General features: G+C 52.8%; 25 protein-coding genes and 1 tRNA gene. 18 read left to right on the top strand and 8 right to left on the bottom strand.

The window, feature by feature from the left end:
• Window positions 1-78: 78 nt before the first annotated feature.
• Complete coding sequence (locus QMG27_RS07920; RefSeq protein WP_281810523.1) at window positions 79-1287, top strand: MFS transporter; 1209 nt, start codon at window positions 79-81, stop codon at window positions 1285-1287.
• Window positions 1288-1351: 64 nt separating this feature from the next.
• Here the strand turns inward: QMG27_RS07920 and QMG27_RS07915 are convergent, their stop codons facing one another.
• Window positions 1352-1909, bottom strand: a complete 558-nt coding sequence (locus QMG27_RS07915; protein ID WP_281810522.1) for an SWIB/MDM2 domain-containing protein — start codon at window positions 1907-1909, stop codon at window positions 1352-1354.
• A gap of 428 nt (window positions 1910-2337) precedes the next feature.
• Between QMG27_RS07915 and aceA the strand changes: the two genes are divergently transcribed.
• Window positions 2338-3669: an isocitrate lyase gene (gene aceA / locus QMG27_RS07910; RefSeq protein ID WP_281810521.1), complete on the top strand. Its 1332-nt coding sequence runs from the start codon at window positions 2338-2340 to the stop codon at window positions 3667-3669.
• An 88-nt stretch (window positions 3670-3757) separates the two neighbouring features.
• Here aceA and QMG27_RS07905 read toward each other — a convergent pair whose 3' ends face one another.
• Both QMG27_RS07905 and QMG27_RS07900 read right to left on the bottom strand, forming a co-directional pair.
• Window positions 3758-5488: a ShlB/FhaC/HecB family hemolysin secretion/activation protein gene (locus QMG27_RS07905; RefSeq protein WP_281810520.1), complete on the bottom strand. Its 1731-nt coding sequence runs from the start codon at window positions 5486-5488 to the stop codon at window positions 3758-3760.
• 193 nt (window positions 5489-5681) lie between these two features.
• Complete coding sequence (locus tag QMG27_RS07900) at window positions 5682-6248, bottom strand: filamentous hemagglutinin N-terminal domain-containing protein (protein ID WP_281810519.1); 567 nt, start codon at window positions 6246-6248, stop codon at window positions 5682-5684.
• Between the two features lie 441 nt (window positions 6249-6689).
• Between QMG27_RS07900 and thrS the strand changes: the two genes are divergently transcribed.
• The 9 genes from thrS (at window position 6690) to QMG27_RS07855 (ending at window position 14626) form a co-directional block, all read left to right on the top strand.
• The gene (gene thrS, locus QMG27_RS07895) at window positions 6690-8597 is read left to right on the top strand and encodes a threonine--tRNA ligase (protein ID WP_281810518.1); all 1908 of its coding nucleotides are present in this window, start codon (window positions 6690-6692) and stop codon (window positions 8595-8597) included.
• Between the two features lie 67 nt (window positions 8598-8664).
• On the top strand, window positions 8665-9273 hold the full coding sequence (gene infC, locus QMG27_RS07890) for a translation initiation factor IF-3 (RefSeq protein ID WP_281814570.1): 609 nt from the start codon (window positions 8665-8667) through the stop codon (window positions 9271-9273).
• Window positions 9274-9360: 87 nt separating this feature from the next.
• Entirely contained in the window at window positions 9361-9564 is a 204-nt protein-coding gene (gene rpmI, locus QMG27_RS07885; protein ID WP_108282355.1) for a 50S ribosomal protein L35, read from the top strand.
• A gap of 26 nt (window positions 9565-9590) precedes the next feature.
• Complete coding sequence (rplT, locus tag QMG27_RS07880) at window positions 9591-9950, top strand: 50S ribosomal protein L20 (RefSeq protein WP_108282356.1); 360 nt, start codon at window positions 9591-9593, stop codon at window positions 9948-9950.
• A 135-nt stretch (window positions 9951-10085) separates the two neighbouring features.
• On the top strand, window positions 10086-11138 hold the full coding sequence (pheS, locus tag QMG27_RS07875; RefSeq protein WP_281810517.1) for a phenylalanine--tRNA ligase subunit alpha: 1053 nt from the start codon (window positions 10086-10088) through the stop codon (window positions 11136-11138).
• 24 nt (window positions 11139-11162) lie between these two features.
• A complete protein-coding gene (gene pheT, locus QMG27_RS07870; RefSeq protein ID WP_281810516.1) occupies window positions 11163-13589 on the top strand; it encodes a phenylalanine--tRNA ligase subunit beta in 2427 nt (808 codons plus the stop codon).
• Between the two features lie 24 nt (window positions 13590-13613).
• Entirely contained in the window at window positions 13614-13949 is a 336-nt protein-coding gene (locus QMG27_RS07865; protein WP_281810515.1) for an integration host factor subunit alpha, read from the top strand.
• Between the two features lie 113 nt (window positions 13950-14062).
• Complete coding sequence (locus tag QMG27_RS07860; protein WP_281810514.1) at window positions 14063-14524, top strand: MerR family transcriptional regulator; 462 nt, start codon at window positions 14063-14065, stop codon at window positions 14522-14524.
• Window positions 14525-14549: 25 nt separating this feature from the next.
• Window positions 14550-14626, top strand: a tRNA-Pro gene (locus QMG27_RS07855).
• A gap of 63 nt (window positions 14627-14689) precedes the next feature.
• Here QMG27_RS07855 and QMG27_RS07850 read toward each other — a convergent pair.
• Genes QMG27_RS07850 through QMG27_RS07840 form a run of 3 tightly spaced genes read right to left on the bottom strand, consistent with a single transcriptional unit; the run spans window position 14690 to window position 16238 of the window.
• Complete coding sequence (locus tag QMG27_RS07850) at window positions 14690-15238, bottom strand: NUDIX hydrolase (RefSeq protein ID WP_281810513.1); 549 nt, start codon at window positions 15236-15238, stop codon at window positions 14690-14692.
• Window positions 15239-15243: 5 nt separating this feature from the next.
• Window positions 15244-15939, bottom strand: coding sequence for a fumarylacetoacetate hydrolase family protein (locus QMG27_RS07845; protein WP_281810512.1), 696 nt, complete (start codon window positions 15937-15939; stop codon window positions 15244-15246).
• Window positions 15936-16238: an antibiotic biosynthesis monooxygenase family protein gene (locus tag QMG27_RS07840; RefSeq protein WP_281810511.1), complete on the bottom strand. Its 303-nt coding sequence runs from the start codon at window positions 16236-16238 to the stop codon at window positions 15936-15938. Before QMG27_RS07840 ends, QMG27_RS07845 begins: the two co-directional genes overlap by 4 nt.
• Window positions 16239-16324: 86 nt before the next feature.
• Here QMG27_RS07840 and pgeF point away from each other — a divergent pair, with 86 nt between their 5' ends.
• The gene (pgeF, locus tag QMG27_RS07835) at window positions 16325-17119 is read left to right on the top strand and encodes a peptidoglycan editing factor PgeF (protein WP_281810510.1); all 795 of its coding nucleotides are present in this window, start codon (window positions 16325-16327) and stop codon (window positions 17117-17119) included.
• On the opposite strand, the gene QMG27_RS07830 is transcribed toward pgeF, so the two are convergent.
• Window positions 17051-17368, bottom strand: a complete 318-nt coding sequence (locus tag QMG27_RS07830; protein WP_281810509.1) for a hypothetical protein — start codon at window positions 17366-17368, stop codon at window positions 17051-17053. The genes pgeF and QMG27_RS07830 overlap by 69 nt on opposite strands.
• Before the next feature lie 104 nt (window positions 17369-17472).
• Here QMG27_RS07830 and phaC point away from each other — a divergent pair, with 104 nt between their 5' ends.
• From phaC to QMG27_RS07800, 6 genes are all read left to right on the top strand, one after another.
• Window positions 17473-19146, top strand: a complete 1674-nt coding sequence (phaC, locus tag QMG27_RS07825; protein ID WP_281810508.1) for a class I poly(R)-hydroxyalkanoic acid synthase — start codon at window positions 17473-17475, stop codon at window positions 19144-19146.
• Window positions 19147-19175: 29 nt separating this feature from the next.
• Complete coding sequence (locus QMG27_RS07820) at window positions 19176-20354, top strand: acetyl-CoA C-acetyltransferase (RefSeq protein WP_281810507.1); 1179 nt, start codon at window positions 19176-19178, stop codon at window positions 20352-20354.
• Window positions 20355-20406: 52 nt separating this feature from the next.
• Window positions 20407-21144, top strand: coding sequence for an acetoacetyl-CoA reductase (gene phbB, locus QMG27_RS07815; protein ID WP_281810506.1), 738 nt, complete (start codon window positions 20407-20409; stop codon window positions 21142-21144).
• 155 nt (window positions 21145-21299) lie between these two features.
• Entirely contained in the window at window positions 21300-22013 is a 714-nt protein-coding gene (locus tag QMG27_RS07810) for a class I SAM-dependent methyltransferase (RefSeq protein ID WP_281810505.1), read from the top strand.
• Window positions 22010-22912: an NAD(P)-dependent oxidoreductase gene (locus QMG27_RS07805; RefSeq protein ID WP_281810504.1), complete on the top strand. Its 903-nt coding sequence runs from the start codon at window positions 22010-22012 to the stop codon at window positions 22910-22912. The genes QMG27_RS07810 and QMG27_RS07805 overlap by 4 nt, the downstream gene beginning before the upstream one ends.
• Window positions 22909-24222, top strand: a complete 1314-nt coding sequence (locus QMG27_RS07800; RefSeq protein WP_281810503.1) for an aspartate aminotransferase family protein — start codon at window positions 22909-22911, stop codon at window positions 24220-24222. Before QMG27_RS07805 ends, QMG27_RS07800 begins: the two co-directional genes overlap by 4 nt.
• On the opposite strand, the gene QMG27_RS07795 is transcribed toward QMG27_RS07800, so the two are convergent.
• A complete protein-coding gene (locus QMG27_RS07795; RefSeq protein WP_281810502.1) occupies window positions 24219-25136 on the bottom strand; it encodes an SPFH domain-containing protein in 918 nt (305 codons plus the stop codon). The two genes, QMG27_RS07800 and QMG27_RS07795, sit on opposite strands and share 4 nt — an antisense overlap.
• Between the last annotated feature and the right edge of the window lie 4 nt (window positions 25137-25140).

Genomic DNA, 25140 nt, shown 5'->3' with positions numbered 1-25140 from the left:
GAGGGGGCTTGTCCCCCAGTCGACCGTTTCAAACGAGCGCTGCAGTTAGGATGCTTGCATTCTCTCTGCAGCGTTTTTATGACTACTTCAATTCCCGTATCTAGCCCTTGGCGCGATGACGCCGCTGTCATTGGTTTGGTTGGCATTGCTCACGCCAGTTCACACTTTTCGCATCTGTTGCTGCCCCTGATGTTCCCTGTGTTCATCAGCACGTTTGCTCTGAGTTATTCGGAACTGGGTTTTTTGATGACAGTTTTTTTTGTGGTCTCGGGAGTAGGCCAAGCTTCTGCGGGTTTTGTGGTCGACCGATTTGGCGCTCGCCCAGTTTTGTTTGCGGCTTTGTTGTTGTTAGCCGCGGGATGTTTGGTGGTGTCAGTCGCCAACAGCTATGTAGGTTTGATGCTGGGTGCTGCGCTGCTTGGGCTGGGTAACTGCTCGTTTCACCCGGTCGACTTCACTATCCTCAATCAAAAAGTGTCAGCGCCTCGTTTGGGTTATGCGTTCAGCGCGCATGGCCTTACAGGCAACCTTGGTTGGGCATTGGCTCCGGTCTTCATGGTGGGTTTGAGCACGGCTTTTGATTGGCGTGTGGCTTATATGGGGGCGGCATTGTTGTTTGTGGGCATCTTTGCCTTGCTCATGTGTCAACGCGACTTTTTGCACGCCGAAGTGGTGAGTCATAAGCAAACCGCTGAAGCAGGCAGCACCATGGCCTTTTTGAAAATCCCAGTGGTGTGGTGGTGCTTTGGATTCTTCTTGCTCTCCACCATGACCTTGGCCGTGGTGCAAAGCTTTGCGGTGTCTATCTTGCAAGCGCTGCACCACGTCACATTTGAGGCTGCCACTTTCACGTTGACTGCCTACATGTTGTGTGCAGCCGCAGGCATGTTTGTGGGTGGTTTTGTGGCTTCGCGTTGGCCGCGTCACAGCGATAAAGTGGTCGCGGGCTGTATGACGGCGGGTGCCATCTGCATGGCCTTGTGTGGCAGTGGTTGGTTGAGTGCCGAGTTCACCATGGTCATCTTGGCGGCCACAGGCTTGGCCATTGGTGTCGGTGGACCATCGCGTGACATGATGATCAAAAAAGCCACACCCAAGGGTGCCACAGGGCGCGTGTATGGCATGGTGTATTCGGGTTTGGACACAGGCTTTGCCATCTCGCCACTGATCTTTGGTGTGTTCATGGACCATGGCTGGTACGGTGCCACGCTGCTAGGTGCTGCGTTGGTGTTGATGCTCAGTGTGGTCGTAGCGCTTGGTGTGGGCCGCCGGACAGTACACGCATAAGCCATTTAGGCATCCAATAAAAAAGGGACCGTGAGGTCCCTTTTTGGTTTCGGTAGAAACTGAATTACTTCAGGTGCTTACCGATTAAGCCAGCCAGTTCAAACATGGTGACTTGGGCCTTGCCAAACACTTGCTTGAGCTTGTCGTCAGCATTGATGTTGCGCTTGTTGACTTTGTCTTGCAGGCCGTGCTTTTTGATGTATGTCCACATCTTGCTCACGACTTCAGTGCGTGGCACTGCGGCGTTGCCGATCACAGCAGCCAAAGCGGCGCTGGGTGTGAGGGCCTTCATGAACGCTGCGTTAGGCGTGCGCTTTTTGGCGGGGGCCTTTTTCTTAGCAGGCGCCTTTTTGGCTGCTACTTTTTTAGCTGGGGCTTTTTTGGCAACCACTTTCTTGGCAGCTGGTTTTTTTGCGGCTGGCTTTTTGGCAGCTACTTTCTTGGCTGCAGGCTTCTTAGCGGCTACTTTTTTAGCGACTGGTTTTTTCGCAGCGGGCTTTTTAGCCGCTGGTTTCTTAGCTGCTACTTTTTTAGCGGTTGGTTTTTTCGCAGCGACTTTTTTTGCGGGAGCAGCTTTTTTTGCTGCTGCTTTTTTAGCTGGAGCTTTCTTTGCAGTTGCCATGGTTGATTTCCTTCTAGAAGTGTTTTTTTCAAGCCCTTAGAGATATCGCTCTAGAGCAATCCGCATGCTAATTGAGAACATCGTTCTTTCCAAGTGAAAAACGACTTTTTTCATAGGTAAATGTTGTTTTTTTCAAATGCTCGTTTTTCGTTGCGTCTGTGTGGTTTCAGTTGCACGAAACGGATGGGGCTTAGCACGCTTTTAATTTTTCTGAAAAGTGATTTTGAATTATGAAATTTGCATTTGCTGCACTGCAATATTTTTTCTTGATATGAGAAATCGTATTTCATATTTCGGTATCGAGTTTGTAACCCATTGTTTTTTAACAATAAAAATAAATTCTTCTATAAGACACAAGACATTGTTTGAGTCTTCTATAAGACTTATAGTAGACACATCGACAACCTTTCAACTTTCTGGAGTGAACCATGCCTCAATCACTGAATGAACAACTCAGCCGCGAACAACAAATCGCAGCCCTCGAAAAAGACTGGGCGACCAACCCACGCTGGAAAGGCGTGAAGCGTGGTTACTCTGCAGCTGACGTCGTGCGTTTGCGCGGCAGCATGCCGATCGAGCACACACTCGCCAAGCGCGGTGCAGAAAAGCTCTGGGAAAAAGTCAATGGCGGCGCCAAGAAAGGCTACGTCAACGCGTTTGGCGCGATCTCTGCTGGTCAAGCGATGCAACAAGCCAAGGCTGGCTTGGAAGCTGTGTACTTGTCAGGCTGGCAAGTCGCTGCTGACGGCAACACTTCTGAAACCATGTACCCAGACCAATCGCTCTATGCGTATGACTCTGTGCCTACGATGGTTCGCCGCATCAACAACACCTTCAAGCGCGCTGACGAAATCCAATGGAGCCGTGGCATCAACCCAGGCGACAAAGAATTCATCGACTACTTCTTGCCTATCGTGGCGGACGCTGAAGCCGGTTTCGGTGGCGTGTTGAACGCTTTCGAATTGATGAAGAACATGATCTCTGCTGGCGCTGCTGGCGTTCACTTCGAAGACCAATTGGCTGCTGTGAAGAAATGCGGTCACATGGGCGGCAAAGTGTTGGTGCCAACACAAGAAGCTTGCGAAAAATTGATCTCTGCACGTTTCGCTGCTGACGTCATGGGCACATCCACCATCGTGTTGGCTCGTACCGATGCCGAGGCTGCTAACTTGATCACTTCTGACCATGACGCCAATGACAAACCATTCTTGACAGGCGAGCGCACACAAGAAGGTTTCTACCGCGTCAAAAACGGTTTGGAACAAGCCATCAGCCGTGGTGTGGCATACGCGCCTTACGCTGACTTGGTGTGGTGCGAAACAGGCGTGCCTGACATCGGCTTCGCTCGTGAGTTTGCACAAGCCGTGCACGCTGCATGCCCAGGTAAGCTGTTGTCTTACAACTGCTCACCTTCTTTCAACTGGAAGAAAAACTTGGACGACAAGCAAATTGCATCGTTCCAAGAAGACCTGTCCGCATTGGGCTACAAGTACCAGTTCATCACCTTGGCTGGTATCCACATCAACTGGTACAACACCTTCCAGTTCGCCAATGCATACGCTAACGGCGAAGGCATGAAACACTATGTCAACATGGTGCAAGAGCCTGAATTCGCCGCACGCGATAAGGGCTACACCTTCGTGTCACACCAACAAGAAGTGGGTGCAGGCTACTTTGACGACGTGACCACTGTGATCCAAGGCGGCTCATCTTCTGTGAAAGCCCTCACAGGTTCTACCGAAGAAGAGCAGTTCCACTAAGCACTTCAAGTGAGAGATGGCCTGAGAAGGCTGTCTCTTGGTTTGAATAGGTTTGAGGCCACTCAACGCGCGAGCGTTGGGTGGCTTTTTAATTGAAAGCTCTAGTGACTGAGAAATTTACTCTGAAGTCGCCGGGTCGAGTATTAGCCGCTGTCCAGACGCCAGCGCCAGGCGTTTTTCCAAACGACTGCGCCATGGCCAGTGCCCAATTAAATTGTTGGATCTTTCCACCGACTTGCCAACCTGCCCCCTGGAGCACATAGGCCTGCTTGTCGGTTGCGTTGATCAATGGTGAATGGTTGTTCTTGATCATGCCGACATCGTAAAAAACTCCACCGTAAACATCGGGCACGATTTGGTGAATGAGGTCAAAGGATGCTTGTACACCTTGGTCACCAACACCATCGATAGAAGAATACGCGCGAATGCCACTGATGCCACCCAGAGACATGCGGTTGTAGCTATCGAGATTTTTAGCTGCTATTTGGGCTTTCCATCGAATAGAGCCTGTGTAGATTCGGTCGCGGTCGAGGGCTTGTGAGAGTGCGCCCGTGAGCTCCAGTTTTTTGTATTCACCCGCGACACGAAGGCCAGCGGCGTCATCCGTCTGATCTGAATGCAGACGGTCTAAGTTGACACGACCTACGGCGAGCATCAGTTCGTTATTGAAGCTATCTACCCAACTGTTCGATGATTCTGCGCGAATTTTTAATCGAATTTGTTGGTCAACACGATCCGAGATGATGACGTCTGAGCTTAGATTTTTTGTCTCTCTGCGTGATACTTCACTGCTCGCAAGCCAACGTCCGTTGCGATCAGTATGAATCAGTGAGGTCAGACCGATCCCCGCTTCGTTCGAAAAACCCTCAGTGTTTGCGTTGGAAGATTTGACATGGCCAGCGAATGTTCGTAACCGACTTTGTGTGCCAACGAGAGGGGCTTCGTAATCTGCACGGTAATAGCCGACACCTGTGGATTGTTGGGTTGTGAGGGTCAGTTCCGAAGATGGACTGAAGCCAGCAACTCTGAGGTTGCCGAGTAACTGATCGCGTCCGAATTGTGAGAGTCCATAGTTGTTGGCTTGAACAACTCCGCCTAGTATTTTTCCAAATTGCGCTTCTAAAAGACGTAAGTGGATTTCTACATCCACGCCGTTGTCGTTGATTTGTTTCAGGCTGACTTCCAAGTCAACTGGCAAGTCATACGATGCTGCATTCAACTGGTTTTCAATTCCTTGAATGTCAATCGGCATACCTGTTTTGTAAATGGCATTGAAGCGGCGTGTGACTTCTTGAATGTACTCTTTGCCCAGATTCCTCTCGGTAGTTACAACGGAGACTTTATTCAGTGTAGGGAGTGAGACCTTGACTGTGAGCACTGTGCCGTTAGCTTCGGTTTGTGTATGCGTGGTGATATAGGCGAGATACCCCTTGCTTTGAAAGAGTTCCCATGCAAAAGTTTTGAATTCAGTGAGTTTTTGTGCGGAAACTGGCTTGTTGATTTCCGTGAGCAAATAGCCCATTAACTCTTTTTGAAACAAAGGACTTTGCACGCGAATCTCATTCAATCGTGCAATGCTCTTTTCCGTTTCACTTGTGGATGCTTTTTTCGGTGCGGGTTGATAACGCCCACGTGAGAGCTCTTGTGTGCTTTGCTCAATATTACGAAGCACGTCTGTGGCACCGAGTGAAGTTTGGGCGTTGACATGTTGCAGCGCTAGTCCGTAAATGCATGCACTGGCGATGATTGGTAGTTTGCGAGAGAGTAATTTAGATGGGTGTGGTTTCATCTTTTTGGGGTGTTGGGTGAAAGCTTCCAATTGTGTAATTGGATTTATCCGTCTGAATGAATCAACGAATTGCTTTTGACTGATTTGCTGTTGCTACTGCAACTCACGCTACTTTCATTGCCGTCGCCACCTTCAGACTTGCACACGCAATCAGTGGTGCTCTCTGACAGGCAAGCTGCCAATCCATCAGGGCTTAAGCTAGACGCTTCTTGATTACCAAGTTTTAAGCGAAATTTAAAGTCATCTGCTGTATAGAAAGGCTTGGAAGTTGAGGCAATTGGCGGAACAGCAGGCGCGCCTGATGGTGCTGCTGTGATGCTGCTCTGTGTATTGTCGATAGCCCAAAGGTGCTGGCAGTAAATGCGCTGGCTGTGACGGAGCCGTTCTTGCCGAACAAGATGCCATTGGGGTTGAGCAAAATGACTTGTCCGTTAGCTGACAGCTTTCCCAAAATTTGGGTAGGGTCGTTTCCCACCACGCGGTTCAGCAATACAGCCGTTGAACTGGGTTGTGCAATGTTGACTGACGCACTTGTACCCACGTTAAAACTTTGCCAATTGACGCTGGCTTTGTCGCTGGATTGTGTGATTGCCATCTGGGCACCGCTGGTACTGATAGAAGCGATGCCCTTGCTAACAGTGGCCCCTTGGGGGAGGGCGCTCGCTGAGAGGGTCGGCAAGCTAGATTGAGCTTGCGAGGAGCCGAGTGATAAGCAGGCTAAGGCAATCGATGCAAAACTCAACCGTAAGATGCCAACAAATCCATCGGTGTTGCCAAATACGAATGACATGCCATGGGCCACACCTCGATGTGCTTGTCCACTCGCTGCTTTACCGCAGGCAGTGGTATGTTCACCAACAGCGACTAAAGTACCTAGGCGTTTAGAAAAGATGACTTTGTAACAACTGGTGTTCATATTGGCGAATAAGCAAAAATCGTCTAAATTGATTTGTAATCGCTAAATTCTATTTTTTCAGGGTTTTCACGTATATACGCCAATTGGCGTATGAAGCATGGTTCTAAGTTGGTTTTCTGAGAGTTATGCGCAAAAAATGCAAGAGTTATGCTTTGCTCCGCAGAAAAACTTTCGAAGAACCGCAGAATCACTGCATCTCGTACTTGCCATTCGCCATGCTTTAAATGCGCATTGAGGGGGAGCGTAAAATTGCGCTTCAGCGTTTCAGCATATTTCACAAGCGCGGCCGTTGCCGCGCTTTTTCATTGAAGACACATGGTTCAGATTACTCTTCCCGACGGTTCGCAACGTGACTTTCCAGGCCCTGTGACAGTGGCCGAAGTGGCAGCCTCTATTGGCGCAGGTTTGGCCAAGGCTGCTTTGGCAGGCAAGGTCGATGGCAAGGTGGTGGACACCAGCTACACGATGAATGCCAATGCGAGCTTGGCCATCATCACGGCCAAAGACGCCGAAGGCTTGGAGGTGATTCGTCACTCCACCGCCCACTTGCTGGCATACGCGGTTAAGGATTTGTTCCCAGAGGCGCAAGTCACGATTGGCCCCGTGATCGACAACGGCTTTTATTACGACTTCTCCTACAGCCGACCTTTCACACCAGAAGACTTGGTGGCGATTGAAAAGCGCATGGCTGAGTTGGCCAACAAAGACGAACCTGTGGTGCGTCGCGTGTTGCCGCGTGATGAAGCTGTGGCCTATTTCAAAGGTTTGGGCGAGCATTACAAGGCCGAGATCATTGGCAGCATTCCTAGCAACGAAGATGTGAGCTTGTACCGCGAGGGCAGCTTCGAAGACTTGTGCCGTGGTCCACACGTGCCCAGTACTGGCAAGCTCAAGCATTTCAAGCTGATGAAAGTGGCAGGTGCCTATTGGCGCGGCGACAGCAAAAACGAAATGCTGCAACGCATTTACGGTACCGCCTGGGCCAGCAAAGACGATTTGCAGCAATACCTCACACGTTTGGAAGAAGCCGAGAAACGTGACCATCGCAAACTGGGCCGTGAGCTTGACCTGTTCCACATTGACGAGCATTCACCTGGCACCGTGTTTTGGCATCCCAAAGGTTGGACCGTGTGGCAAGAGGTGGAGCAATACATGCGCCGTGTCTATCGTGACAACGGTTACCTAGAGGTGAAGGGTCCACAGATCCTGGATCAGAGCTTGTGGGAGAAAACCGGTCACTGGGACAAATACCGCGAAAACATGTTTGTCACCGAATCGGAAAAGCGCGACTACGCGTTGAAGCCGATGAACTGCCCTGGCCACATCATCATCTTCAAGCAAGGTATCAAGAGCTACCGCGATTTGCCATTGCGCTTTGGTGAGTTTGGCCAATGTCACCGCAACGAACCCAGCGGCGGTTTGCACGGCATCATGCGTGTGCGTGCATTCACACAAGACGATGGACACATCTTTTGTACAGAAGATCAAATTCAAGCCGAAGTGGTGGCGTTCACCACTTTGCTGCAAAAGGTTTACAAGGACTTTGGTTTCACCGACATCATTTACAAGCTCTCAACCCGCCCAGAGAAACGCATTGGCACAGAGGAAAGTTGGGATCGTGCGGAAAATGCCTTGGCCGAAGGCCTGCGTACGTCAGGCTGCGAGTTTTCGTATTTGCCAGGTGAGGGTGCTTTCTATGGACCCAAGATCGAATACACCCTGAAAGACGCGATTGGCCGCGAGTGGCAATGCGGCACGATTCAGGTCGATCCCAACCTGCCAGAGCGCTTGGATGCTGAATTTGTGGGCGAAGACGGCTCACGCCATCGCCCCATCATGTTGCACCGCGCCATCGTGGGTAGCTTGGAGCGTTTCATCGGAATTTTGGTGGAGCAACACGCGGGCGCCTTGCCCACTTGGCTCGCTCCAATTCAAGTTTCGGTGCTCAATATCACCGATTCGCAGGTCGAATATTGCAAAGAAGTTGCAAAAACGCTGCGAAATCAAGGGGTTAGGGTCGAATTAGACCTCCGAAACGAGAAAATCACGTATAAAATACGCGAGCATTCAATGCAAAAGCTTCCCTACATCTTGGTCGTAGGCGACAAAGAGAAGGAAGCTGGCGCCGTCGCAGTGCGCGCCCGAGGCAACCAAGACCTCGGTGTGATGTCCCTCGAAGCCTTCTGTGAAAAGATCGTTTCTGACATCTCCCTCAAAAGCTGATTTCATTGAGAAATTGCCAAGAGTTGTGCGTGGCACACGTGTGTCGGTTTGTTTTTGATTTTTAAGGATAGTCACCATCGCTACAGAATTTCGCGATCGCCGTCAGCGCGAGGAACGCAAACACCGCCTTAACCGGGAAATCATGGCCCCGGAAGTCCGCCTTTCAGGTCCTGACAACGAACCCCTCGGTATCGTGAGCTTGGCTGATGCCTTGCGCATGGCCGGTGAGTTAGATGTTGACTTGGTTGAAATTGCTGCCACGGCTGTGCCGCCGGTGTGCCGTTTGATGGATTACGGTAAGTTCAAGTACCAAGAGCAAAAGAAGGCTGCGGAAGCGAAAGCGAAGCAAAAGGTCATCGAGGTCAAGGAAATCAAGTTCCGCCCCGGTACCGATGATGGTGACTACAACATCAAGATGCGCAACATCAAGCGCTTCTTGGATGATGGCGATAAATGCAAGATCACGCTGCGCTTTCGTGGCCGCGAGATCACGCATCAAGAAATCGGTATGGCGCTGTTGCAGCGCATCCGTGATGAGTTGGCGGATCTGATCGTGGTCGAACAGTTCCCCAAACTCGAAGGGCGTCAAATGATCATGATGGTCGCGCCTGGTAAGAAGAAATCGGGTGGCGCCGCCAAACCCGCTGCAGAAGCTGCTCCGGCAGCCTCTGCATAAAAGGCGACGCAAATTAGTGTCTCGGGGCTAACAAGACTGCACATCGGTGTGCAGGCGCCTCACGAGCACAAATAAAGGAGCATCTAAATGCCCAAAATGAAGACCAAAAGCAGCGCTAAAAAGCGCTTCCGCGTTCGTCCAGGCGGTACCGTGAAACGCGGTCAAGCCTTCAAGCGTCACATCTTGACCAAGAAGACGACCAAGAACAAGCGTCACTTGCGTGGTGCAGTGAATGTGCATGAGACCAACATGGGTCACATGGCGCAAATGCTGCCCAAGTGCGGCCTGTAATTAACTGACGAACAAGGAGAAAAACTATGCCTCGCGTCAAACGTGGTGTTACGGCCCGTGCCCGTCACAAAAAAGTTCTGGCTTTAGCCAAAGGTTTCCGCGGCCGCCGCGGTAACGTCTTCCGCATCGCTAAACAAGCGGTGATGAAGGCCGGTCAATATGCTTACCGCGATCGCCGCACTAAAAAGCGCGTGTTCCGTCAGCTGTGGATCGCTCGTATCAATGCTGCCGCACGTCAATGCGGTCTGACATATAGCCAATTCGCCAACGGCCTGAAAAAGGCAGCGATCGAAATCGACCGCAAGATGTTGGCCGACTTGGCCGTTCACGACATGGCTGCTTTCACCAGCATCGTGAATCAAGTCAAAGCCAAATTGGCTGCTTGATAGTCAAGGGTTAACCACCCACGAGTAAAGGGGTTGGGGCTACACAGCTTCAATCCCTTTTTTGTTTTCTTCGCTCCCCAAATTTTTCAATGAAATAACTTTCATGATGAGGGGAAAATTGGAATCATCAAAGTTATGAACGAGTTGGATTCTCTGGTCGCCAGTGCCCAGGCCCTGTTTGCACAAAGCACCACACCGGCTGATCTTGAAAACGCCAAAGCCCAGTTCTTGGGAAAGTCAGGCCGCATCACCGAGATGATGAAAGGCATGGCTGCATTGAGCGTCGAAGAAAAGAAATCGACCGGTGCCGCCATCAACGTGGCCAAGCAAGCGATTGAAGCAGCACTCACGGCCCGTCGCCAAGCCTTGGCCGATGCCGAACTCGAGACCCAACTCAAAGCCGAAGCCCTCGATGTGACCTTGCCCGGTCGTGCCCGTATGGCTGGCGGTTTGCACCCTGTCACGATCACGCTTGAACGCGTTGAAGCCATTTTTGGTTCGATGGGGTTTGAAGTGGCCCAAGGCCCAGAGATTGAAACCGACTGGTTCAACTTCACTGCGCTCAACACGCCTGAAGATCACCCAGCACGTTCTATGCACGACACCTTCTATGTGGAAGGTGGCAGCCCCGAGGCTCCTAACTTGCTGCGCACGCACACCAGCCCCATGCAAGTGCGCCACGCTGTGCAGCATGTCAAGCGCTACCAAGCGCGTTTGGATGCCGGTCAAGGCATGCCCGAAATTCGCGTCATCGCACCAGGTCGCACCTACCGTGTGGACAGCGATGCCACGCACTCGCCCATGTTCCACCAGTGCGAAGGCTTGTGGATTGGCGAGAACGTGAGCTTCAAAGATCTCAAAGTGGTCATCACCGATTTCTGTCGCACCTTCTTCGAAAGCGATGACTTGGTGCTGCGCTTCCGTCCCAGCTTCTTCCCATTCACAGAGCCCAGCGCTGAGATTGACATCCAATTCCAAAGCGGCGCTTTGGCAGGCCGTTGGCTCGAAGTGGGGGGCTCAGGCCAAGTGCATCCGAACGTGGTGCGCAATATGGGCCTCGACCCTGAGCGTTTCATCGGCTTTGCCTTTGGCATGGGTATGGATCGTTTCACCATGCTGCGTTACGGCGTGAACGACTTGCGCTTGTTCTTCGATGGCGACATTCGCTTCTTGAGCCAGTTCCAATAACTTCACGCACACACGAGATTCATCATGCAATTCCCCGAATCCTGGTTGCGCGAATTCTGCAACCCCTCACTCACCACCCAAGAACTGGCCGACACGTTGACGATGGCTGGTTTGGAAGTGGAAGAACTCCAACCCGTCGCACCACCTTTCACAGGCATCGTCGTCGGTGAAATCAAAGAAGCCGTGCAGCACCCAGACGCTGACCGCTTACGCATTTGCCAAGTGGATGTGGGGCAGGGCGCGTTGCTCAACATCGTGTGCGGCGCACCCAATGCACGCGTAGGCATCAAAATTCCATGCGCCACCGTGGGCGCAGAGTTACCACCGGGCGAAGACGGCAAGCCCTTCAAAATCAAAGTGGGCAAGCTGCGCGGCGTGGAAAGCCAAGGCATGTTGTGCTCAGCCAAAGAACTCAAAATTGCCGACGACAACGGTGGCTTGCTTGAGTTGCCAGCTGATGCACCTTTGGGGCAGAACATCCGCGAGTACTTGAACCTCGACGACACCTTGTTCACCTGCAAACTCACGCCCAACTTGGCGCATTGTTTGAGCGTTTACGGCATTGCCCGCGAAGTGTCGGCTCTCACCGGCGCGCCGTTGAAGGCACCGACATTCCCGACGATTGCAGCGACCAATTCAGACACCTTGCCCGTCAAGGTCAGCGCCCCCGATTTGTGTGGCCGTTTCTCAGGCCGTGTCGTGCGTGGTGTGAACACCAAAGCGCAAACGCCTGCATGGATGGTGAACCATTTGGCCCGTTGCGGCCAACGCAGCGTGAGTCCCTTGGTCGACATCTCCAACTATGTGATGTTCGAGTTGGGTCGTCCGTCGCACATCTTCGATCTCGACAAAATTCAAGGTGGCTTGGAAGTGCGTTGGGGTAAAGCCGGTGAGCAGCTCAAGCTCTTGAATGGCAACACCGTCACGGTTGACGAAAAAGTGGGCGTCATTGCAGACGCACATCAAGTCGAATCACTCGCTGGCATCATGGGTGGCGATGCCACCGCCGTGAGTGACGACACGCAAAACATTTACATCGAAGCCGCCTTCTGGTGGCCCACGGCCATCGCAGGCCGTTCTCGCCGCTTCAACTTCAGCACCGATGCTGGCCATCGCTTTGAGCGTGGTGTCGACCCAGAGTTGACCGTGGAGCATATCGAGCGCATCACGCAGCTGGTGATTGACATTTGCGGTACGCCCAACACTACTGTTGGCCCGATTGACGACCACCGTGTGAACATGCCTGTTGCCAAGCCTGTCACATTGCGCGTGGATCGTGCTGTGAAAGTGATTGGCATGCCACTCACGCAACAACGCATGGCTGAGGCTTTACGTGGTTTGGGCTTGCCTGTGACTGAAGGTGAGGGGACCTTGACGGTTCAACCGCCATCGTTCCGTTTCGATTTGCAAATCGAAGAAGACCTGATCGAAGAAGTGGCACGCATGGTGGGTTACAACAACCTGCCCACCACACCGCCTCTGGCACCTATCACGGCCAGCGTGCGCCTTGAGTCGCAGCGCAGCCCACATGCTTTGCGTCATCAGTTGGCTGGCTTGGGCTACCAAGAAACCATCAACTACAGCTTTGTGGATGAGCGTTGGGAGCAAGAGTTGGCAGGTAATGCCAATCCCATCAAGTTGCTCAACCCCATTGCCAGCCAAATGAGTGTGATGCGTTCTACCTTGTTGGGCTCGCTGCTCAACGTGGTGAAGTTCAACGTGGATCGCAAGGCCTCACGCGTGCGCGTGTTTGAAATTGGCCGCGTGTTTCACAAAGACGCCTCGGTGCAAAACACTGACACCACTGTGCAAGGCTTTGATCAGCCCATGCACGTCGCGGGCATTGCTTTTGGAAGCGCTGCACCTTTGCAATGGGGCACCAAAGAACAAGGCGCAGATTTCTTCGACGTGAAGGCCGATGTGGAGGCTTTGTTGGCGCCCGCTGTACCAACTTTTGAAGCGGCTGAGCACCCAGCCATGCACCCTGGCCGTTGCGCCAAGGTCTTGGTCAATGGCCAACCCGTGGGGCATGTGGGTGAATTGCATCCACGTTGGCGTCAGAGCTGGGAACTGGCCCAAGCGCCCGTGATGTTTGAACTCTCGCTCGATGCCGTGTTGCAGCGTGAAGTACCCAAGTCCACGGGGGTCGCCAAGTTCCCTAACGTCGAGCGCGATATTGCGGTGATCGTCAAAGACAGCGTCACGCACGCCCAATTGATGGCTGCGGTGTACGCTGCTAAAACTCAAGGTTTGCTGCGCAGTGCTGTGTTGTTTGACGTGTATCGCCCCAAAGCCGAAAGCGCAGCCATGGCGATGGACGAAAAGAGTTTGGCAGTGCGCTTGACGCTCAACAGCGATGAAGCCACCTTGAACGAAGCACAAATTGAAACTGTGGTGCAAGCCGTGTTGGCTGAACTGACTGCCAAAGTTGCTGCCCGTTTGCGCAGTTGATGTTGAGACGATAAAGAGAACCGTATGGAACTGTCTTTTGAAAGCTTAGAAACGCCAGCGCTCACCAAGGCGCAGTTGGCCGACTTGTTGTTTGAACAAATTGGATTGAACAAACGCGAGTCCAAAGACATGATCGATGCTTTTTTCGATCTGATTGCACAAAGTTTGGTCGATGGCACGGATGTGAAAATTTCAAGTTTCGGTAATTTTCAAATTCGTACCAAGGCAGCAAGGCCTGGGCGTAATCCTCGAACCGGTGAGTTGATACCCATCCAAGCACGAAGAGCGGTGACATTTCATGCCAGTCACAAGCTGAAGGAGCAAATTCAAGGTGACAGTAATTCCAAAGTTGACAACTGATTGAAAAAGAGGCCAAGTTGGCCTCTTTTTTTTGCCAAAACTGTCAATCGGGATAAGGAATGAGGCAATCTTCGTGTAACCTCTGCGGTCCCGTTTACAAGCTACTGATTTTCATGGAGAAATCCCTCCCTCCCATTCCAGCCAAACGCTACTTCACCATTGGTGAAGTGAGCGAGTTGTGCGGCGTCAAGCCGCACGTGCTGCGCTATTGGGAGCAAGAGTTCACGCAGCTGCGCCCCATGAAGCGCCGAGGCAATCGCCGTTATTACCAGCGTCACGAAGTGCTGATGATTCGCCGAATTCGCGACCTCTTGTATGACCAAGGTTTCACCATCACAGGGGCGCGTAATAAGCTGCAAGAGTTGGTCCAATCTGAGCGCGAGCGCCGCCGTGCAGGTGGTGAATTGATCGATATCGATTTGCCCGATGACGATGAGTTTGAAGATGATTTAGATGTGGATTCGGACGACGCGCAAGCATTGCCGCTATTGGGCTTGAGCAGCAACGATGAAGCGCTTCAGGCTTTGCGAAAAGAACTCACACAAATTCGAGATCTGCTCTCAGAGCGCCACTGACAGGCGTTATAATTTCCGTCTGATTCGGTGTGTGGCGCAGCCTGGTAGCGCACTTGCATGGGGTGCAAGGGGTCGAAGGTTCGAATCCTTTCACACCGACCAAAAATGATGAAGGGTTAGCAACGCAAGTTGCTAACCCTTTTGTCTTTTTCGACTGTTAAGACTTCAAACAATATCGACATGGTGAAGCTCAAACTTGCCCTTCTTTGCATCTGCAAAGTAGTGCAGCAAAGTTTCTTTGACGGTTCGAAATGCAATTTCATCCCAAGGTATTTCATGCTCTGCAAATAAACGGGCCTCTTGCGTTTCGTGGCCTGGGTTGAATTGGTCGCTGGTGAGCTGAGCACGGTAAAAGAAATGCACTTGGCCCACGCGTGTGACGTTCATCAGTGTGAACAAGTCTTGCATCTCAAACTGCGCACCAGCTTCTTCAACGGTCTCGCGCGCTGCGCCTTGCGCTACGGTTTCGTTAAGCTCCATGAAGCCGGCCGGTAGCGTCCATTTGCCAAAGCGTGGTTCGATGTTGCGCTTGCACAGCAACACTTTGTCACCCCATACTGGCACGGTGCCCACCACGTTGAGCGGGTTCTCGTAATGGATGGTGTGGCAAGCGTTGCACACCGCACGTTCACGCGTGTCGCCATCGTCAGGCAGGCGATAGGTCACCGCGCTGCCGCAAGCTTTGCAATGTTGGATGAGTGGGCGGTGCAGCATGTGGTTTAAACCAAGCGAACTTTGAGTTCACCCAGGCCGGTTACTGCACCCACCAGTGTGTCGCCTGTCACCACTGCACTCACGCCTTCGGGCGTGCCGGTGTAAATCAAATCGCCGGGTTGCAACTCCCAAGCAGCCGACAAATGTTCAATCGTTTCAGCGATGTTCCAAATGAGTTGGTTGGTGTTGCTGCGTTGGCGGTCTTGGCCGTTGACTTGCACATAAATTTCGGCGTTGGCCACGTCGCCCGCGTGTGTTGCTGGTGTGATGGGGCCAATGGGCGCGCTGTGATCAAAGCCTTTACCAATGCACCAAGGGCGACCTTGCTTTTTCATGTCGTTTTGCAAGTCGCGGCGTGTCATGTCTAGGCCCACGGCGTAACCGTAAATGTGGCTCATAGCATCTGCTGCTTTGATGTTCTTGCCACCTTTGCCAATGGCAACCACCAACTCAATTTCGTGATGCAAATTTTTGGTGAGACTGGGGTAGGGCATGTCACCCGTTTCACCCGCATTGACCACCAACACAGCGTCTGCAGGCTTCATGAAAAAGAAAGGCGGTTCACGGCCTGTGAAGCCCATTTCTTTGGCGTGTTCTTCGTAGTTGCGGCCCACGCAGTAAATGCGGTGCACAGGGAAACGTTCTGTTTTGCCCACTACGGGCACGGACACAACGGGGGTAGGTTCGAATGTGTAGTTCATGCGGATTTACTCACCAGTTCAAAGTGTTCCACCATGGGCGGCTGTGCAAAGAAGGGGCCCACGATAGCGCGCCATTCGCCAAAGGCAGGAGATTCACGGAAGTCAACAGTGTGGTTCTCGAGCGTGGTCCAGAAAATTTGTAACACATAGCGCTCGGGTGACTCGATTCCGCGGTTGATTTTGAAGCCTTGAAAACCTTTGGCTTTAGCAATAACGGTTTCTACGCCACGTTGAATGGCTTCATCGAATGCAGCTTGTTGGCCAGGTTGAATGCGGATGTCGACGAGTTCGAGAATCATGATGGATGTGTTGAGTTAAAACTTGTCACAAGTCTACCGTCACTGCGCTCGGTGCACCGTCGCGTTCGGGATATCCTTTGGCACTTATGAGTCACACATCCCACACCCCTGCAACGCCTTTGTTTTGGCCCATGCAATGGGCATTGCCTGTTGGCGTGCAAGCGCTGTGTACCACGCGAGTGGGCGGCGTGTCGCATGCGCCGTTTGATGGCTTCAATCTGGGCGACCATGTGCAAGACGAGGCGCATGCGGTGGCTAAAAATCGCGCGCTACTGGCATCTCAGTTGAATGGTGCACGGCCTGTGTTTCTCAGCCAAGTGCATGGTGTGGAGGTGGTTCAACTCAATGCCGCTACACCCGATGGCACCAAGGCCGATGCATGTCTCACGCAAGAGCCGCGCGTGGCGTGCACCATCATGGTGGCTGATTGTTTACCCTTGTTGTTCACTGATGACGCGGGTCAAGTTGTTGCTGCGGCACACGCGGGTTGGCGTGGTTTAGCAGCGGGTGTGGTTGAGCAGACCGTGCAAGCGATGTGTGAGAAAGCCGGTATCGGCCCATCGCAAGTGCGTGTCTGGCTTGGGCCATGCATCGGCGCAGATGCGTTTGAAGTGGGTGAAGATGTCCGCGTGGCTTTCACTGAACAAGGCGATGCGTCAGTCGCTGAACGTTGCTTTAAACCGCATCCCACGCATGCGCAGAAGTGGTTGGCAGACCTTGCCGGTTTGGCACGATGGCGTTTGCAAGCCTTAGGTGTTCACTCGGTGTCGGGCAACGACAGCACGCCCGAGTGGTGCACGGTCACGCAACGCTCAAGGCTCTTTTCGTTCAGGCGTGACGGGATGACTGGGCGCTTCGCGGTATGTATTTGGCGCAACTGATTCAACATCATCGTTGTTGTTTTGTATACCGTTTGCCGCAAGCGCTTGTTTGCGCTCTGCAGCTTCTTTGGCCTTGATGGCACGGCGTCTCGCAGGTGTGCCCATGATGTAGCCCACCACGCTCATGGGCAACACCCCGTAGAGTAGAAAAGTAAAGGCTGCGCCGAGCAAAGAGCCCACGGGGCTTGTTGCTTCGGCGATTGCCATCATGAAAGCCACGTAAATCCAAGCGATCAAGACCAAATACATCTAGGGGTTTTCTCTCAAGTTTGATATCTGTCAGAAATTCGAAGGTAATTCACTGACATACTGGTGACATGTCAAAGACAACAGCGACTGTATAGGAGATAGTGATGGATCAGAATGCGGCCCTCAAGAGCCTCGGGGATAGCTGGCTCAAAGCCTTGGCCTCATTTCAGACACTCGGTGGTAGCGATGCCAAAACACCCGCACTGAGCTTTTCTCCTGAAAAACTTGAAGCTTTACAAAAGCAGTACATGGCCGAAGCCACTGAGCTTTGGAATCAGAGCTTGCAGGGCAAGCCTGAAGTGAAAGATCGGCGCTTCAAAGGTGAAGCCTGGGCGCACAACCCTATGGCTGCATTCACTGCAGCGGCTTACCTGCTCAACACCCGCACCATGATGGCGCTTACGGATGCCGCTGAGACCGATGCCAAAACCAAGGCGCGTATCCAGTTCGCCGTTGAACAGTGGGCTGCGGCTTCTGCCCCTAGCAACTTTTTGGCATTGAATGCTGAAGCACAACAAAAAGCAATCGAGACCAAAGGCGAGAGCATTTCTAAGGGCATTAAAAACTTGTTGCACGACATGCAGCAGGGCCATGTGTCTATGACCGATGAGAGCCTGTTTGAGGTTGGCAAAAACGTAGCCACCACCGAAGGCAAAGTGGTGTTTGAAAACGAGTTCTTCCAATTGCTCGAATACAAACCGCTCACGGCCAAGGTGTATGAGCGACCATTCTTGTTTGTGCCGCCGTGCATCAACAAGTTCTATATCTTGGACTTGCAACCAGAAAATTCTTTCATTCGTTACGCCGTGGCACAAGGCCATCGCACGTTTGTGGTTAGCTGGCGCAATCCTGACGAAAGCATGCGCAACACCACATGGGACAACTACGTGGAAGATGTCGCAATTCAAGCCATCAAGGTGGTGCAAGAAATTGGTGGTTCTAAACAAATCAATGCACTGGGTTTTTGTGTGGGGGGCACCATCCTCTCTAACGCGTTGGCCGTCTTGGCTGCACGCGGTGAAAAACCAGTAGCCAGTGCGACTTTGTTGACCACCTTGATTGACTTCACCGATACCGGCATCTTGGATGTGTTCATTGATGAGAACTTTGTGAAGTTCCGTGAAGGTCAGTTTGCTGAGGGCGGATTGATGAAGGGCAAGGACATGGCGTCCACCTTCAGCTTCTTGCGTCCCAACGATTTGGTGTGGAACTACGTGGTGGGCAACTACCTCAAAGGCGAAACGCCACCACCGTTTGACTTGTTGTACTGGAACAGTGACTCCACCAATTTGCCTGGCCCCATGTATGCCTGGTACTTGCGTAACACCTATTTAGAGAACAACCTCATCAAACCTGGCAAAGCCACGGTGTGCGGTGAGAAGATTGACTTGCGTAAGGTGGACATGCCCATCTACATCTATGGCTCGCGTGAAGACCACATCGTGCCGATTGGCGGTGCCTACGCCAGCACACATGTGTTCCCAGGAAAGAAGCGTTTCGTCATGGGGGCTTCGGGCCACATTGCGGGTGTGATCAATCCACCCGCGGCAAAAAAGCGTTGCTACTGGACAGGCAGCGACACCAACTTCCCCAAAGATGCTGAGCAGTGGATTGCCAAGTCCAAAGAGCATCCAGGCAGTTGGTGGACCGATTGGTCGACTTGGCTCAAGACCCACGCAGGTAAACAAATTGCAGCGCCAAAGACGTATGGCAAAGGCAAGTACAAAGCCATTGAGCCAGCACCTGGCCGTTACGTCAAAGCGCGCGCCAGCAACTGATTTAAAGATTTTCTAGGGAGATAGAACAAATGGAAGATATCGTCATCGTTTCTGCAGCACGCACAGCCGTAGGTAAGTTTGGTGGTTCGCTCGCCAAAATTGCCGCCACAGAGCTGGGCTCCATCGTCATTCGTGAAGCTCTGGCACGTGCCAAAGTAGATCCTTCCCAAGTGGGTGAAGTCATCATGGGCCAAGTGTTGGCTGCAGGTGCTGGTCAAAACCCCGCACGTCAAGCTTTGATGAAGTCGGGTATTCCCAACGCCGTGCCAGCGCTCACCATCAATGCGGTGTGTGGCTCGGGCTTGAAGTCGGTCATGTTGGCCGCACAAGCAGTGGCGTATGGTGACAGCGAGATTGTGGTGGCCGGTGGCCAAGAAAACATGAGCGCCTCTGGCCATGTGCTGATGGGTTCACGCGATGGTCAACGCATGGGCAACTGGAATATGGTTGACACCATGATCGTGGACGGCTTGTGGGATGTGTACAACCAGTACCACATGGGCATCACGGCTGAAAACGTGGCTAAAGAATTCAACATCACTCGCGACATGCAAGATGCATTGGCGCTGGCCAGTCAGCAAAAAGCAACGGCTGCGCAAGAGGCTGGTAAGTTCAAAGACGAAATCGTTTCAGTGCATATCCCACAACGCAAGGGTGATCCGATCGAGTTCAACGCCGACGAATACATCAACAAGAAAACCACTGCCGATGCTTTGGCTGGCTTGCGTCCCGCTTTTGACAAAGCGGGTTCTGTGACTGCGGGTAACGCATCCGGCATCAACGACGGCGCTGCCGCTGTGGTGGTGATGACTGCCAAGAAGGCTGCTGCATTGGGCCTCACACCATTAGCACGCATTGCCGCATTTGGCACCAGCGGTTTGGACCCCAAAATCATGGGCATGGGCCCCGTGTCTGCTTCACGTAAAGCGTTGGAGCGTGCAGGCTGGAAAGCCTCAGATGTGGACCTGTTCGAACTCAACGAAGCTTTTGCAGCGCAAGCATGTGCGGTGAATCAGCAATTAGACATTGATCCAGCCAAAGTCAACGTCAACGGGGGCGCGATTGCAATTGGCCACCCTATTGGCGCATCCGGCTGCCGCATCTTGGTGACTTTGCTGCACGAAATGCAACGCACCAACGCCAAGAAGGGCTTGGCCGCTTTGTGTATCGGTGGTGGCATGGGCGTGTCATTGGCGCTTGAGCGTTAAGCCGATTCAAATTTAAATTTCAATTCATAACTCATAAAACAGGAGACAAAACATGAGTCAAAAAGTAGCTTACGTCACAGGTGGTATGGGTGGTATCGGAACCGCCATTTGCCAACGCTTGCACAAAGAGGGTTTCAAAGTCATCGCAGGTTGCGGCCCAACACGTGACTTCAACAAATGGCTCGACGAGCAAAAAGCTTTGGGCTATACCTTCTACGCATCGGTCGGTAACGTGGCCGAGTGGGATTCCACTGTGGAGGCTTTCGCTAAGGCCAAAGCCGAGCACGGCCCGATCGATGTGTTGGTGAACAACGCTGGCATCACCAAAGACCGCATGTTCTTGAAGATGACCAAGGAAGACTGGGATGCAGTGATGAGCACCAACCTTGACTCCATGTTCAACGTGACCAAGCAAGTGGTGCCCGACATGGTCGAGCGTGGCTGGGGCCGCATCATCAACATCTCTTCGGTGAACGGTGAAAAAGGCCAAGCCGGTCAAACCAACTACTCTGCTGCCAAAGCAGGTATGCACGGCTTCTCGATGGCTTTGGCCCAAGAGCTGGCTACCAAAGGCGTGACGGTCAACACCGTGTCGCCTGGCTACATCGGCACCGACATGGTCAACGCCATCCGTCCTGATGTGTTGGAAAAAATCGTGGCCACCGTGCCCGTCAAGCGTTTGGGCAAGCCTGCCGAAATCGCGTCCATCATTGCTTGGATGGCCAGCGAAGACGGTGGCTACACCACCGGTGCTGACTTTGCTGTGAACGGTGGTTTGCACATGGGCTGATGCATTGCGCCCCAGGCGCTTCGCAAAATCCACGAAAGCCGCAGCTCAGTCTGCGGCTTTTTCATTAGCCATGTGGTGTAAGTGTTAACCCGTTAATCATCTTTGTTAAAGTCGCCAAATTAAATAATAAAACGGCAAATTTGCTGGAGGCTGCGATGGGTGACTACACAAACATGGCTGGTTACTACGACGTCATCATGACCTCGGGCTACTACGATTACAAAAAGATTGTGGACAGCCTTGTCTCACATCATCCCCAACGTAATGTTTTAGAAATTGGCTGCGGTACAGGGTTGATTCTGGAAGAGTTGGCCAAGCGCCAACCTCAGTTGCCTATCACTGGAATCGATTTGACAGCGCCCATGTTGTCGATCGCAAAAAAACGCTTGGCTCCGTTTTCGACGGTGTCGCTTTCGCAGCAAAACATCACCGAGTTGTCATTGAATGAGAAGCATGAGCTGGCTTTCTCTTACGGTGGCGTTTGGTATTTCGTGATTGATGGTGACAAAGAGCCGTTCTTGGTCAGCCACATTGCAGACGAGCAAGCCAACCACTTGGGTTTTGAACATTTAGCCAAGCACATTGCTGTAGGCGGCACCTTGTTGTTGGGTATTCAAGGGCCTCACCACGACTACGAGACTGTGATTTCAAACGGGATGAAGTATTCACAAAAAATTGATCCCACAGACATCGGCTTTACCAAACACTACTACCTCAAAGATGGGGATCACAAAGTCATGGATCAGACAGTCCACTACCGCACCTACACCTTTGCGGAGGCGCAGGCCTTGATGGGGACCTATGGATTTGAGTACGTGCCTGAAAAAGACCGCAATCAACTGTTTTTGCAGTTCAAGAAAGTGAAATGATGCCAACTGCAAAACCAAGCCTTTTCTTCATCGGTGTTGGCAATATGGGCAATCCCATGGCCGCCAATTTGGTGAAGGCGGGTTACACCGTCACAGTCTTTGATGTGTCTCGTGCGAAAGCCGACAACCTGCTCGCCCTCGGTGCCACTTGGGTCAACAGCTTGGCCGAAGGCGCTGCCAACGCAGATGTGGTGATGGCATCCTTGCCTGGGCCTGTACAAGTGCGCGAGGTGATGTTGGGTGAGCAGGGCGTGTTGGCGCATGTCAAGCCTGGTGCTTGCGTGATCGACACATCGACCAGCGCCGTGGAGTTGGTGCGTGAGCTGGTTGCTTTGGCTCAAACCAAAAACGTTGATTTTTTAGAAGCACCTGTGACCAACGCGGTGGACATGGCCGCCTTAGGGCGGCTCTCCATTTTTGTGGGGGGCGACAAAGCCTGTTTTGAAAAATACAAACCCATCTTTGAGGTCATTGGCGAAAAAATCTTTCACGTGGGCGAACCAGGCAATGGCGCGACCATCAAGCTGCTCACCAACTTGTTGTGGTTTGTCAGTGCTGCTGCGATTGGTGAAGGTTTGATGCTGGGCGCCAAGGCTGGCATTCCGCTGCACACCGTGTGGGAGGCGATCAAGTCAAGCGCGGGCAACAGCTGGGTGGCCGAGCACGATGTGCCATCCATATTTGCAGGTCACTACGATCCAAGCTTTTCGCTGGCTTTGTGCTGCAAAGATTTAGGCCTGATCAACGGCATTGCCAAATCACAGGGCTACGATTTGCCCATGGGTGGTATGGCGCAACAGTTGTTCCAACAAGCCATGGCCACCTACGGACCAGATGCGGCTGAGCTGCATGTGGTGAAACTTTTAGAAGAGCGTGTCGGACACATGCTGCGACCATGACACACCAATCGCGTTTACTGGCCGAAGCCCATTTGCACATGCCGCAAGGCGTGGCAGAGAACTACCGCTATTGGGGCGAGAAGGACACCGTGTTCATCGCCAGCGCCAAAGGCTGCACGCTCACCGATGTGGACGGCAAAACCTATGTGGACTTTCGCTTAGGCTACGGTCCCATCATCTTGGGCTACCGCGACGAACGCGTGGACAACGCGGTGATTGAACAAATCACGCAGCGTGGCACGCTCTCGGGCTTCTCGACCGAGCTCGACACCACCGTGGTCAAGCAAATCAAAGGCATGTGCCCCAACATTGACAAGATGCGCTTTGCCAATTCGGGTACCGAGGCGGTGATGGGCGCAGTGCGCACCGCGCGCGGCTTCACCCAACGCGACCGCGTGGCGATCGTAGAAGGCTCGTTCCACGGCTTGTACGACGAGATGATGTGGAAGTCCGACATCGAGCATTGGCAGCCGGGCAGCAAGGTGGCACCCAAGGTGATTCCCTTCGGTGGTGGTATTCCAGAGCGCAGCCGCGAGTTGTTGAGCATCATCAGCCATAACGATTTTGAAGCCTTAGAAAACTTGTTTGCCACGCAAGGCGACACCTTGGCCTGTGTGGTGATTGAGCCCATCATTGGCAATGCAGGCAGCGTGGCCGCCAGCCAAGAATGGTTGCAGCGTTTGCGTGACCTGTGCACACAGCACGGTACGGTGCTCATCATTGATGAGGTGAAGTCTGGCTTTCGCGTCGCGAAGGGCGGGGCGCAAGAGTTGTACGGCATTCATGCCGACCTCACCACCTACGCCAAAGCCATGGGCAACGGCTACCCTGTTGCTGCATTTGGCGGCAAAGCGCATGTGATGGATGTGGTGGGCTCTCACCCAGGCGGTGTGGTGCATGGCGGCACGTATACGGCCAACTTGGTCGCGCTCAGTGCCGCACACGCCACACTCAAAATTTTGACCGAGACCAACGCGCAGCAAACCATCAACCATGCGGGTGAACAAATTCAAGCAGTGCTGGGCCGTGTGTTCACAGCGGCAGGCCTTGAGCATGCCTTTGCAGGCCCGCCTGCGATGTTTGGCATTCACTTCAGCGCCACCGTGCCCACCAACTACCGTGATTGGCGTGTAACCAACAGCGAGCTTTATCGCAAGTTTGCGTGGGAATTGATTGCACGTGGTGTGATGCTTGAACCCGACTCACGCGAGCCATGGTTCATTTGCGAAGCGCATCAGCACATGGACATGGGCTGGCTCGAAGAGGTGGCCACGCAGTCCATCCGCGTGGCCTTGGCGGCGAAAGATTAAGACGCCGACTTGCCTGTGTTGACCATCTGCATGGCGGAGGCAATGAGGCCTGAGACCTCTGTCATGTTGCTTGGCACGATGAGTGTGGTCTTGGCGTCAGACGCCACTTTGGCATAAGCCTGCACGGCTTGCTCTGCGACTTTGAGTTGTACCGCTTGTTCGCCACCGGGTTGGCGAATGGAAGCGGCAATGCGTTCAATCGCTTGCGCCGTGGCATCGGCCACGGCGGTGATGGAAGCGGCTTCACCTTGCGCCTTGTTGATGGCCGCTTGCTTTTCACCTTCGGAGCGCGCAATGAAGGCTTCGCGCTCACCTGTGGCGATGTTGATTTGTTCTTGACGACGGCCTTCTGAGGCAGCGATCAGCGCACGCTTTTCACGCTCAGCCGTGATTTGCGATTGCATGGCATGCAAGATTTCTTTCGGCGGTGTCAGGTCTTTGATTTCGTAGCGCAACACTTTCACGCCCCAGTTCAACGCCGCTTCGTCGATGGCCGCCACAACTTGCGCATTGATGATGTCACGCTCTTCAAAGGTCTTGTCGAGTTCCAACTTGCCAATCACGCTGCGCAAGCTGGTTTGAGCGAGCTGCGTCACGGCCATGATGTAGTTGGACGAGCCATAGCTGGCCAAGCGAGGATCGGTCACTTGGAAATACAAAATGCCGTCGACTTGCAGTTGCGTGTTGTCGCGCGTGATGCAAATTTGGCTTGGCACATCGAGCGGAATTTCTTTGAGACTGTGCTTTTGAATCACGTTGTCAATGAAAGGCACGACAAAGTTCAGGCCCGGTGTGAGGCTGGCGTGGTACTTGCCCAAACGCTCGACCACCCAAGCGTTTTGTTGGGGCACGACTTTGACCGTTTTGACGATGAACAAAACAGCGATGGCTAAAAAGAGAATTGCGATTTCCATGCGT

Origin of the sequence: Limnohabitans sp. MORI2 (assembly GCF_027925025.1) — a bacterium.
GTDB lineage: Bacteria > Pseudomonadota > Gammaproteobacteria > Burkholderiales > Burkholderiaceae_C > Limnohabitans.
This window is presented reverse-complemented; position numbering and strand designations above follow the sequence as displayed.

Bases quoted from the DNA above. Each gene is read 5' to 3' on its own strand.
- QMG27_RS07920 (WP_281810523.1), top strand. From the start codon at position 79: ATGACTACTTCAATTCCCGTATCTAGCCCTTGGCGCGATGACGCCGCT.
- QMG27_RS07915 (WP_281810522.1), bottom strand. From the start codon at position 1,909: ATGGCAACTGCAAAGAAAGCTCCAGCTAAAAAAGCAGCAGCAAAAAAA.
- aceA (WP_281810521.1), top strand. From the start codon at position 2,338: ATGCCTCAATCACTGAATGAACAACTCAGCCGCGAACAACAAATCGCA.
- QMG27_RS07900 (WP_281810519.1), bottom strand. From the start codon at position 6,248: ATGTCATTCGTATTTGGCAACACCGATGGATTTGTTGGCATCTTACGG.
- thrS (WP_281810518.1), top strand. From the start codon at position 6,690: ATGGTTCAGATTACTCTTCCCGACGGTTCGCAACGTGACTTTCCAGGC.
- rpmI (WP_108282355.1), top strand. From the start codon at position 9,361: ATGCCCAAAATGAAGACCAAAAGCAGCGCTAAAAAGCGCTTCCGCGTT.
- rplT (WP_108282356.1), top strand. From the start codon at position 9,591: ATGCCTCGCGTCAAACGTGGTGTTACGGCCCGTGCCCGTCACAAAAAA.
- pheS (WP_281810517.1), top strand. From the start codon at position 10,086: ATGAACGAGTTGGATTCTCTGGTCGCCAGTGCCCAGGCCCTGTTTGCA.
- pheT (WP_281810516.1), top strand. From the start codon at position 11,163: ATGCAATTCCCCGAATCCTGGTTGCGCGAATTCTGCAACCCCTCACTC.
- QMG27_RS07865 (WP_281810515.1), top strand. From the start codon at position 13,614: ATGGAACTGTCTTTTGAAAGCTTAGAAACGCCAGCGCTCACCAAGGCG.
- QMG27_RS07860 (WP_281810514.1), top strand. From the start codon at position 14,063: ATGGAGAAATCCCTCCCTCCCATTCCAGCCAAACGCTACTTCACCATT.
- QMG27_RS07850 (WP_281810513.1), bottom strand. From the start codon at position 15,238: ATGCTGCACCGCCCACTCATCCAACATTGCAAAGCTTGCGGCAGCGCG.
- QMG27_RS07845 (WP_281810512.1), bottom strand. From the start codon at position 15,939: ATGAACTACACATTCGAACCTACCCCCGTTGTGTCCGTGCCCGTAGTG.
- QMG27_RS07840 (WP_281810511.1), bottom strand. From the start codon at position 16,238: ATGATTCTCGAACTCGTCGACATCCGCATTCAACCTGGCCAACAAGCT.
- pgeF (WP_281810510.1), top strand. From the start codon at position 16,325: ATGAGTCACACATCCCACACCCCTGCAACGCCTTTGTTTTGGCCCATG.
- QMG27_RS07830 (WP_281810509.1), bottom strand. From the start codon at position 17,368: ATGTATTTGGTCTTGATCGCTTGGATTTACGTGGCTTTCATGATGGCA.
- phaC (WP_281810508.1), top strand. From the start codon at position 17,473: ATGGATCAGAATGCGGCCCTCAAGAGCCTCGGGGATAGCTGGCTCAAA.
- QMG27_RS07820 (WP_281810507.1), top strand. From the start codon at position 19,176: ATGGAAGATATCGTCATCGTTTCTGCAGCACGCACAGCCGTAGGTAAG.
- phbB (WP_281810506.1), top strand. From the start codon at position 20,407: ATGAGTCAAAAAGTAGCTTACGTCACAGGTGGTATGGGTGGTATCGGA.
- QMG27_RS07810 (WP_281810505.1), top strand. From the start codon at position 21,300: ATGGGTGACTACACAAACATGGCTGGTTACTACGACGTCATCATGACC.
- QMG27_RS07805 (WP_281810504.1), top strand. From the start codon at position 22,010: ATGATGCCAACTGCAAAACCAAGCCTTTTCTTCATCGGTGTTGGCAAT.
- QMG27_RS07800 (WP_281810503.1), top strand. From the start codon at position 22,909: ATGACACACCAATCGCGTTTACTGGCCGAAGCCCATTTGCACATGCCG.
- QMG27_RS07795 (WP_281810502.1), bottom strand. From the start codon at position 25,136: ATGGAAATCGCAATTCTCTTTTTAGCCATCGCTGTTTTGTTCATCGTC.